This is a genomic window from Ralstonia sp. Ralssp135 (genome assembly GCF_047304345.1).
GTDB lineage: Bacteria > Pseudomonadota > Gammaproteobacteria > Burkholderiales > Burkholderiaceae > Ralstonia > Ralstonia chuxiongensis.
Genome location: NZ_JBGLYZ010000033.1, coordinates 50,198 through 60,252 on the forward strand (window position 1 = coordinate 50,198; position 10,055 = coordinate 60,252).

At 65.8% G+C, this 10,055-nt stretch carries 11 protein-coding genes; all 11 read right to left on the reverse strand.

The window, feature by feature from the left end:
• Window positions 1–7 precede the first annotated feature (7 nt).
• Window positions 8–1,099, reverse strand: coding sequence for an acyl-CoA desaturase (locus ACCD03_RS19840; protein ID WP_413412654.1), 1,092 nt, complete (start codon window positions 1,097–1,099; stop codon window positions 8–10).
• Window positions 1,083–2,213, reverse strand: a complete 1,131-nt coding sequence (locus ACCD03_RS19845; RefSeq protein ID WP_413412655.1) for a sterol desaturase family protein — start codon at window positions 2,211–2,213, stop codon at window positions 1,083–1,085. The genes ACCD03_RS19840 and ACCD03_RS19845 overlap by 17 nt, the downstream gene beginning before the upstream one ends.
• Complete coding sequence (locus ACCD03_RS19850) at window positions 2,210–2,833, reverse strand: phosphatase PAP2 family protein (RefSeq protein WP_413412656.1); 624 nt, start codon at window positions 2,831–2,833, stop codon at window positions 2,210–2,212. Before ACCD03_RS19850 ends, ACCD03_RS19845 begins: the two co-directional genes overlap by 4 nt.
• Window positions 2,830–4,140, reverse strand: coding sequence for a F390 synthetase-related protein (locus tag ACCD03_RS19855; protein WP_413412657.1), 1,311 nt, complete (start codon window positions 4,138–4,140; stop codon window positions 2,830–2,832). Before ACCD03_RS19855 ends, ACCD03_RS19850 begins: the two co-directional genes overlap by 4 nt.
• Window positions 4,137–4,943: an MBL fold metallo-hydrolase gene (locus tag ACCD03_RS19860; RefSeq protein WP_413412658.1), complete on the reverse strand. Its 807-nt coding sequence runs from the start codon at window positions 4,941–4,943 to the stop codon at window positions 4,137–4,139. Before ACCD03_RS19860 ends, ACCD03_RS19855 begins: the two co-directional genes overlap by 4 nt.
• Window positions 4,921–5,934, reverse strand: a complete 1,014-nt coding sequence (locus ACCD03_RS19865; RefSeq protein ID WP_413412659.1) for an NAD-dependent epimerase/dehydratase family protein — start codon at window positions 5,932–5,934, stop codon at window positions 4,921–4,923. The genes ACCD03_RS19860 and ACCD03_RS19865 overlap by 23 nt, the downstream gene beginning before the upstream one ends.
• A complete protein-coding gene (locus ACCD03_RS19870) occupies window positions 5,931–6,917 on the reverse strand; it encodes a 3-oxoacyl-[acyl-carrier-protein] synthase III C-terminal domain-containing protein (protein WP_413412660.1) in 987 nt (328 codons plus the stop codon). The genes ACCD03_RS19865 and ACCD03_RS19870 overlap by 4 nt, the downstream gene beginning before the upstream one ends.
• Window positions 6,918–7,076: 159 nt before the next feature.
• A complete protein-coding gene (locus ACCD03_RS19875) occupies window positions 7,077–7,781 on the reverse strand; it encodes a Crp/Fnr family transcriptional regulator (protein WP_413412661.1) in 705 nt (234 codons plus the stop codon).
• Window positions 7,774–8,409, reverse strand: a complete 636-nt coding sequence (locus tag ACCD03_RS19880) for a 2-hydroxychromene-2-carboxylate isomerase (protein WP_316673162.1) — start codon at window positions 8,407–8,409, stop codon at window positions 7,774–7,776. Before ACCD03_RS19880 ends, ACCD03_RS19875 begins: the two co-directional genes overlap by 8 nt.
• Window positions 8,410–8,418: 9 nt before the next feature.
• Window positions 8,419–9,093, reverse strand: coding sequence for a 3-oxoacid CoA-transferase subunit B (locus ACCD03_RS19885; RefSeq protein ID WP_045201989.1), 675 nt, complete (start codon window positions 9,091–9,093; stop codon window positions 8,419–8,421).
• A 29-nt stretch (window positions 9,094–9,122) separates the two neighbouring features.
• A complete protein-coding gene (locus ACCD03_RS19890) occupies window positions 9,123–9,887 on the reverse strand; it encodes a CoA transferase subunit A (protein WP_413412662.1) in 765 nt (254 codons plus the stop codon).
• Window positions 9,888–10,055 lie beyond the last annotated feature (168 nt).

Here is a 10,055-nt window from a genome sequence, read left to right on the forward strand (position 1 = left end):
CTGCGCGTCAGTTCGGGCGTTGGCCCATGGCGCGCAGGAAAGTCTGCTGCGCGGTCAGCAACTCCCGGTAGGTGAGCGCGCGGTAGTCGAGCGCATGGGCGCGCGCCACCTCCGCCACACATGCTGCCAGCGCCGGATAGTGCCGGTGGCTATACGTCGGGAAGAGGTGATGCGTCAGGTGCCAGTTCAAGCCGCCAAGCCAATAGCCGATCCACGCCGGCTGCGGTTGCCAGTCGCAGGCGGTATGGAATGCATGCTCGTGCCACGTGTGGGGCAACTGGCCCGATTCGGGCGGCAGATAGAACGTCACGTCTGCCCAGTGCGTGCCCAGAATCAGCGCCACCAGCACGCACGAGGCCAGCATCTGCCCTGCAAAGTAGCTGAACGCCACCCAGCCCCAGCCGAGGCCAAGTTGATGCGCCACCCATGCGGGCACCGCCACGGCAATCAGCAGGTGCAAGGTCTTGGCACACAGGAACGTTGCCCAGCCGCGCAGGCCAGGCAACACGCGGTCTGTGGTCAGCGGCGTGAGGCCGAGGCGATCCGACCAGTCGTAGATCCAGTTGATGTACGGCAACGACAGCGCGGCAATCAGCGGCCAGTAGCGATGCTGGTAGCGAAAATGCGGATACCACGGCTGAAAAGGCGTCTGCCGCAGGAAGCGGTTGGCGGCGGTGTCCAGGTCGTAGTGCTCCACGTTGGCATGCGCGTGGTGATAGTGCACATGGCGCACCGCCCAATAGGCCGGTTCGATGCCGAGCGGGATGGCAGTCACGCGTGTCAGGAAGCGGTCCAGCCATGGCCAGGGGGAAAGCGCGCGGTGTGCGCCGTCGTGCAGCACGTTCATCGCCAGCAGCATCGCGATGAACGGAAAGGCCACATAGGCGAGCACGAAAATCATCGTGCTCTTGGCCGTCACCATGGCCCCATACAGCAGTGCAGAAACTACGACAAGGAAGGCGCCCTTGGCGACGAGGCTCGCATCGGCAAAGCGGTGGTCGCCGCTTGCTTGCAGATGTTCATGCGCGGCCCGGCGCAAATCGTCGGCCAGCGACGACGAGCGCGGTGAAGCGTAGCGGAGCTTAGCGAGATTCGGCATGCGGCGATGAAGAAAGCGGCGATTCGGCGCGCAGCGCGTGCCATAGTCCGCAGACTAGGCCATGCAACCCGAGTGCAACGGCCAACGTGTCGGACAACGCATCGCCCGCGCCGCATGCGCCGATCATCAACACGGGCAGTGCAAGCGCCAGCAGCGGCCACAGCCAGCGGCCCCAGGCGCGCCCATCCGACAAGCCGCCCAGCGCCAGCGTGAGCAGCAGGATGAGCGCGAACCAAACCGCTTGCCAATGCCCGGGCCACAGGCCATCGGTGCGCACGTAGTCGATCACCACGCCAAACAGCAGCACACCGCCGGTGGCGATCCAGCCGGCGGGCGTGGCGCGCGTATCGCGTTGCAGCTGCGGCGTGCGCAACCCCAGCCATTGCAATGCGGGCACCACGTTGGCCCAGAAGGGGTTGTCGCTGTGGGTGGGCCTGTGCACGCCGTAGCGGATCGGCACGTCGGGCAGCGCGCGCTGATACGTGTCGAACAGCTTGTCCCACAGGAGCAGCGTGCCGCCGAAGTTGCGGTCGATGTATTCCGGGTTGCAGCCGTGATGTACGCGATGGTTGGCAGGCGTGACCATGAAGCGGTCCAGCACGCCCGAGCGGCCGACCAGTCCGCAGTGGTTGTAGAACTGCACCGAGTAATGCAGGCCGGACACCGCCACGAACATTTCCGGCGTGACACCCAGCAGCGCCAGCGGCACGAAAAACGGCAGCGATGTCAGCGAAGACAGCCACGCGTTACGCACGCCCAGCGACAGGTTGAAATGCTCGCCCTCGTGATGCACCGCATGGATCGCCCACAGAAAGCCCAGCTTATGGTGCATGCGGTGCAGCCAGTAGAAGCCCAGATCCCATGCAATAAAGGCGAAGGCCCAGCCCACAATCGGATGCCACCCATCCACCCAATGCAGGCTGGCATGGGCATACAGCCACGTGAAGCCCGCTACCTCCCCGCCGCGGCACAGCCACATCAGCACGTGGCCCGAGTTCAGATTGAGGATGACGTCGCGCCACGGCACCGGTTGGCCGCGCCACCACTTCAGCGCAGCCAGTTCCAGCAGCACGCAGCCGAGCATCAATGCAAGCGGCAGGGCAAAGGCATTCATGTCGACACCGGTTCGATGGAGAGCGTTGACGCGCGCCGCGCCAACCATAGACGGACAGCCGCGCCGCACAGCACGCCCACGGCCACGCCTGCCGACAGGTCAAGTGCGACGTGCCGGCGCGTCTGGATCGTGGCGTACAGGATGCCCAGCCCCCAAGCTGCGGCGAGCGCCGTGCGCATCGGCCTGCGCGAATCGGCCAGCGCCCACACCGAGAGCAACGTAAGCGCCCCGTGCAGCGAGGGCAGGCAGTTCTGGCTCGAATCCACGGCGATCAGCATGCGTTGCACGCTGGCCGGCAGCGATGCATCGGCCAGCGGCGGATAGTGCAGCGTGGTCGGCCACAGCAGGAACACCGCACCACTCACCAGCGCGCTCATCTGCATGGCATGTTCCAGCCAGGGCAGGCGAGACATGTCGGCCAGCAAATACGCCAACGGAATCAGCGCGAAGAACGACACGTACAGCCAGATGCCTGACGTGCTGAACGGAATCGCGTGGTCTAACGCGGTTTCCGGCACAACCGTGCCCACGCCTTGCAGCACGCCGCACAGGCCATAGACGAGGCCTACCGAACACCAGCCCAAGGCCATATGACGGAGGCGCGTGGCAAGCGGGCTCATCGTGCCGCTCCTCGCGCAGTGAGCCGGACGATGCGGCGGCGCTTGGTGGTGAAATCGGTGGCGATGCGCTCGGGCGTGGCGTGCCAGGTTACGCGCGATGCATCGACGCCCTGGCAGGCGAAGACATCCGCCAGATGCGCCTGGCACGCGCGGGCAATGTCGGCGTCTGCGGGGTGGATGGACAACGCCAGCGTGCACGCATCGGTTTGCACCAGGCGGTAATCGGCATGCAGCGGCAGCGCCTGGGCCAGCGCACGTGAACACACGTCGGCAAACAGCGTGACGGAGCCGCCGCCCAGTGCGGGCAGGACGAGTGTGTCGTCGCAGCGGCCTTCGATGCGCTCGATGGCCATGGCCGGATTGCCGCACGGGCAGGCCCCAAGCGCCGGGTCGCGGCGGATGAGGATGTCATCCAGCCGGTAGCGCACGATGGGCTGCGTGCTGCGGGTGAAATCTGTGATGACGGGAACGAAGCGGCGCGCGTCCAGCCATTGCGGCTCGATGTGCACGTGCGCTTCGTTCAGATGCAGCGTGCCGTGCGGGCAGGTCGCACCCAGGAAACCTTCGGTTGCCTGATAGACCTCGCCGACGCTGCCGAAGGCCTGCGCAAGCAGCGCGCGGTCCATCGGCTCCAGCACTTCGGCACCGGACAGCACCTGCACCGGCGCAATGTCGAGCCGGCCGGCCAACTTCTCCATGGCAAGCGCACGCAGCACCTGCGCCGGCCCCACGATGATGGTTGGCTGCAATGCCTCCAGCGGCGCGCGGTGCGAATCGAACGGCGCAAACAGATCGAAGAACGAGAACGTCAGCCACGGGTTGCGCACGGCCGTGTACAGATTGCTGTTGGCGCGCAGGAACAGCGCGACGCGTTCGCCATGCAACAGCCCGCGGGGCAACAGCTTGGCGAGCAGGATGCCGGCCCACTGCGCGCGCTCGGTCGGGCTGACGACGAAGACGCCGCGTCCGCCGGATGTGCCGGACGACAAGCCCACTGAATAGGCCCCCACCATCGGCCGGAAATCACGCGACTGCTCGGCCTGTTGCGCGCAGGCGAGCACGTCGGCCAGATGCAGGCCGGCCGTGTTCATGGCATCGAAATTGGCCATCATCGTGGCCTTGTCCATCAACGGCCATTCATGCATCGGTTTCGATGCAAACGGGCGGAAATACGGGCTGCGGGCGAGCACGCGTTGCGTGAAGCGCGCGATCTGACGCTGCTGATGCGCTTGCAGCGCTGCGCGATCAGGCAGCCGCAACCGGCGCGTTTGCCAGTAAGACCACAGCAGGCGGTGCAACGTCGTCACAGTGCACCCTCGTGCGTGAGCAGGATGCGCACGTGACCGCCGGCATCGAGCGCGTGCAGCTTGCGCAGCGTATCGAAGTAGGCGTGGCGGTCTTCCATGATGGAATACGCCAGCACCGACGGCCCGCGCAGCTCGCGATAGCTCAGCGGTGACCAGGCAGCGTCGGCGGCCAGCAGCACCCAGCCTTCATGCGTGCGCACGAACGCGCCGAGGTGTCCGGCAGCGTGGCCGGGCAGCGGCACAAGCAGCACGTCGCCGTTGCTCTCGGGCAGGGCCCAGGCGGATGTGAATGGCGCCAGCTCTGGCGGCAGCGCAACTTGTTCGAACTGTTCGACAAAGCGCGTACGCGTTTCAAAATCTTCGGGAATCAGCCCGGGCACGAAAGCGCGCCGTAACGCGGAAACGCCTCGCAGCGCACGCAAGTGCATCCATCCCTCGCCAGAGCAGATGACCGGCACGCCCGGAAAGTCGCGCAGGCCGGCAACGTGGTCACCGTGGAAGTGCGAGACGATCAATCCATGCAGGTCAGCGGTGCGTATGCCCTGTTGTGCGAGCTGTGCTGCCATGGATTCCGATGTATCGAAATACACCGGCGTGACCTTGCGATAGATGGCAAATAGGCCGCTGCGCGTGTGGTCATGAAAATGCGAGGCATAGCCCGTGTCCCACAGCCAGCGTCGCCCGGCGGCTTCGATCAGCCATGCGCGTGCGGGAAACGCGCATGTGCGCAAGCCTGAGCCGCGCAGTGCCACGCACGCGGTGTGCGTGCAGTAACCGGCTTCAAAAACGGACAACGTTGCCATGTTCGCGTAACCAGTGGGCCGTGCGGCGGATGCCTTCGGCCATGTCGATGGGCGGCACGTAGCCAAGTTCGATGCGCGCGCGGTCGTTGGCGAGCGTCATGTCGTAGTGCAGGGCAGCGGCGCTGTAGCGTGTGAGCAGCGGCTCGCGGCGCGTGATGGCACTGGCCGATTCCATGGCGCGTGCGGCCAATGCCATGGCCGGATAAGGCACGGCGCGGATGCGGTAGCGCAGGCCGAGCTGTTGCCCCAGCAGTTGATCGAGCAGATCGCGTAGCGTGGCCGGTGCGTGGTTGGTGATGTTGTAGGCGGCGCCGGAAGGCGCATCTGCCGTGGTGGCGCACTGCATGGCGTGGACCACGTTTTCCAGATAGGTCAGATCCATACGTGCCGCGCCGCCACGGGGCAGCGGCAGCACGCCGCCGCGCAGTTTCAGCAGATGCAGGATGCGCGGCAGCACCACGCGGTCATGCGGACCGAACAGCCCACGCGGCCGCAGGATGACGAAGTGCGTGCGGTTCTGTGTGGCGACCTGCTGCTGGATGGCCGCTTCTGCCAGCATCTTGGTCGCCGCGTAATAATTGGCGAAGCGCGCAGGACGATAGCTCTCGGGCAGATCGGCGTGATGCTGGAAGTCGAAGTAGATCGACGGCGTGGAGATATGCACGAAGCGGCGGACGCCACGCTTGACGGCGCCTTCGGCCAGAGCGGCCGTTGCGCGCACATTGGCCGCGTAGAAGTCGTCGTACGCGCCCCAAGGGGATGACAACGCTGCGCAATGCCACACCGTGTCGACACCATCGAGCAGCGCATCGAGCGTGCTCGGCGTCAGGCGTGCGAGGTCGGCCGGTACATAGTCCGCACCGCGTGCGATAAAGGCCTCGCGCTGCGCGGCGTCGCGCCCCGTCGCGCGTACGCCTGCGCCTTGTGCCAGCAGTGCATCGACCGCGTTGCGGCCGAGCCCGCCCGTGGCCCCCGTCACAAGCGTGGTCATAGTGTCAGCACCATGCCGCCCAGCGTCAGCCCGGCGGCCGTGCCAACCAGCAGAACCGGCTTGCCGGGCTCGATGCGTTGGCGCGTCACCGCTTCATGCAGCGCGGTGGGAATCGATGCGGCCACCTGGTTGCCGTGCTGCGCGTAGATGTCGACCACGCTGGCTTCCGGCACGCCCAGGCGCTTGCGCAAATGCTGCATCCCAAGGTGGCTTGCCTGGTGCGGCACGACGACGTGCATGTCGCGCAGCGTGTAATGGCTGCCCGCAAACAGACGATCGAGGAAGCCGTCCATCAGTTGCGAGGCGAGCTTGAACACGCGCTTGCCGTCCATGTGGAAGAGGTAATCGGTGGGTTGCGCGCCGGTGCGCGGGTTGCGGCGCGTGCCGCCCGCAGGGATTTCGCAATAGGCCTTGCCGGCGGGGTAGGTCTCCATGCGGTAAGCGTGAATGCCTTTGCTGGACATCGCAGGCGCCGCTTCAACGATGACCGCCGCGGCCCCATCGCCGAAGATCAACGCGGTCTCGGCATCGTCCCAGTCGATGCCGCGCGAGGCCAGGTCGGACGCCACCACGGCAATGCGTTTGTAGGCGCCAGTGGTCAGCAGGCTGCTTGCCACATGCAGCGCCGTCAGGAAGCTCAGGCAACTGGCGTTGACGTCAAACGCGGGCGTGCCTGCCGGCAACCCTGCGGGCTCCAAGATGCGCGTGGCCGTGTTGGGCAGCGCCTGTTCCTGCACGCCCGAGGCAGAAATCAACAGGTCGATGGAGGCGGCAGGAACGTTTGCGCGGCGCAGCGCATCGCGCACGGCAGCGCCGGCAAGCTCCGATTGGTGCTCCGCAAGCGTGGCATGGTGGCGAACGTCGATACCGGACTTCTTGCGCACGTACCCCGCCCGATGGCCCAGGCGGGCATCCAGCTCAGCGGACGTGACTTGGTGTTCCGGCAACGCCTTGCCGGTGGAAAGCAGATGAATCGGCAGCATAGATGCAGGCACGCACGGTGTGCGTTGCCTTGTTCCCTCTTCCGGCTGCGGACGCGCGGGGCGCATGCCGCAGCGTAACGATCTTGTCTTGTTGTGCCGCGATTCTAGCGGGTGCGACCCGCTGCGCCGGATGAAGATTCGTTAATAAAGACGGCGTCTTCAGGCGCCGTAGCTGCGCAGCCGATCGAGGTCGACGACCGTCACGCCGCCGTATTCCAACCGCACCACGCCGTCTTTCTCCAGGGCCTTGAGCGACTGGTTGGCGACCTGCCGCGTCATGCCGGAGAGCAGGCCAAGTTCTTCCTGCGTGATCTCCAGGTGGTCGCCCGCCCCGGGGTAGAGCACCGGGTTGAACAACGATGCAATGCAACGCGCCAGGCGCGGCGTGACATCAAGCAGCCGGTCATATTCGAGCAGCGCCATGAAATGCCCGAGCCGCTCGTTGAGTTGCTTCACCAGGAAGCGGTTGAACGCCACGCTGTTTTCCACCAGCCACATGAAAGTGGCGCGGTCCATGAAGGCCATGCGCGTGTCGCGCAGCGCAACGATGTCGTAGCGGCGTGGCTCGTTCTTGAGCACCGTGCCCTCGCCAAACCAGCCGCCGGCCGGCACGCCCGTGAACGTGACACTGCGCCCCTCGGGCGACACCGTGCCGATCTTGATGAGGCCCGTGACCACGCCCGTCCAGCTTTCCAGCAATGTGTTTTTCGGGCAGATGCAGGCGCCCCGCGCATAGGTTTTTTCCACTATGCCGGCGCAGGCGCGTTCCGCTTCTTCCGGGGGCAGCTCAATCGACCACGCCGCAATATGTGCCAGCCGTGCGCGGCTGATGCCGGGGCGCGAATTCGTGTCGTGTTCAGCCACGTTGAATGCCCACCGGCAACGTGCTCACGCGTTGCACTTCGGGCGTGGAGAGCCAGTCGGCGCGCAGGCTTTGCAAAAACATCTCGGTGGCGTCTTCACCCCAGAACAGCTCGCCGTTGTGCACCAGCGTGGGCACCCCAAACACGCCCAGCGCGATAGCCGCATCGGTGTGCGCACGCAGCGCGTCTTTTACGGCGGATTGTTCGACAGCCGTTGCGCCCTCCGCAAAGCCCACCGCTTCGCACAGCGCGGCAAAACCCTCCGGCGAAGCCACATCGTTGCCGTCGCGCCAGATATGGCGGAACACCGCACGCACGGCATCGAGCGAGCCGCCCATCGCAATCGTCAGCCGCAGCGCCTTGATCGGGTTGAACGGGTGCGCGGGCGGCATGCGAAACGGAATGCCGAGCTGCTGCGCGCGAAACAGCGCATGCCGGTACGTGAACACGCGTTTGCTGCTGATCTCGGCCGGGCCTTTCTGCCCCCAGTGGTGCAGGATCGCGCCGAGCACCAGCGGACGTGGGCGGATGACGATGTCGTTGGCTTCCTGCAGCGCATCGAATTGCTCAAGCTGCAGGTAGGCAAACGGCGAGATGACATCGAAGAACCAATCGACGGTGGCGGGCATGCAGTCTCCTCAGGCAGCGCGCATCTGCAGCAGCGGCGCCAGCGTGAAGGGCGCTGCCGTCATGGCGCGAATGTCGTCGAGTGTCGCATGCGAGAGGATTTCACGCAGCACAAGCCCCGCATCGGTCACGTCAAACACGGCGTGTTCGGTGACGATGACCTTCACGCAGCCTTGGCCCGTGAGCGGCAGCGTGCAGCGCGGCAGGATCTTGGAGTTGCCGTGCTTGTCGGTGTGCGCCAGCGCGGCAATCACCTTGCGCGTGCCGTAGCAGAGGTCCATCGCCCCGCCAATGCCGGGCCACCATTTGCCGTTGCGATCGCACGCCCAGTTGGCGAGGTTGCCTTGCGCGTCCACCTGCAACGCGCCGAGGATGGTCACGTCGATGTAGCCGTTGCGCATTGCGCCCAGCGACGTGGCGAGGTCCATGAGCGCCGCGCCGGGCAGCAGGGTGATGGGCTCGCACCCGGCGTTGGTGAAGTCGCTGTCGATGGCGTCTAGCGCGGGGCGTCCGCCAAAGCCGAAGGCCCCGTTTTCGGTATGGAAGATGACGCCCGCATCGGCGTCAAGGTAGTTGGCCGTGAGCGTGGGGATACCCAGGCCAAGGTTGACGACTTCGCCCGCGCGTAGTTCTTGCGCGCAGCGGGCGGCGATGCGTTGCTTGGGCGTTTCGGGCAGAGCTTGCATGGCGGTCTCCTGGTTGTGGCGATCGACGATCAGGCTTCGGCGGCAGCGGGCAGGCGGCCGAGCTTGGACCAGTGGTGCTTGTAGAGCGCGTGCTGCTCGTCCAAAGACAGCCCTTGCACCACCGCGTTGACGAACACGCCGGGGCAGCCCACGCGCTCGGGCGGGATCGTGCCGACTTCCACGATCTCGTTCACCTCGACGATGGTGTAGTCGCCCGCCATGGCGATATCGCGCTGGTTCTGCAGCGCCGTGCCGCGAAACTCCACGTTGCCGAACGTATCGGCGCGCCAGCCTTTGATGATCGACACGTCGGCGCGCAGGGGCGGCTCCACGAAGCAGGTCATGCCGTCGACAGTGATCGTCGGCTTGGGCGCCCCCCGCTTGGGAAACATTCCGGGCTGGTCCAGGATGCCCACGCCTACCGGCACGAGCGCGCCGCCCAGGCCCAGCGCCCCGGCGCGCACTTTCTCGGCCCAGGTGCCCATCGGGAAGAACTCGGCCACGCGCACAGCGTCGGTCAGGTAAGCCTGCGTCGATTCATCCGTCGTACCGACGTGCGTGCCGATGAACTCGGCGAGCTGCCCTGAGCTGAACAGCCGGGCTTTGAGAAAACCGCCGCGCAGCCCCGGCGTGTTGGTGATGAGCGTGAGTTGCCCGATGCCGCTGGCGAGCAGCGCCTCGATGCAGCAGGCCGGCTCACCGGCGCCCACGAATTCGCCCAGCATCAGGCGGCTGCCGCTGCGGACGTGGGCGATGGCCTCGTCCACGGAAAGGACTTTGTTGGCGTAGCGCATGTGTCGTCTCCTTGGGGCCGCCCTGAGCGAGCGGTCTGCGGCGCAGTGTAGGAGCGGTGTTTTTGGCACGATGTCTTCTGCATGACATTTGCTTCGTAAGGTTTCGCAAAGGGCAATCCTTATAGTTGTGACGCAGGCTGAACAAATCCGCGCCGCGGTTGTCGCACA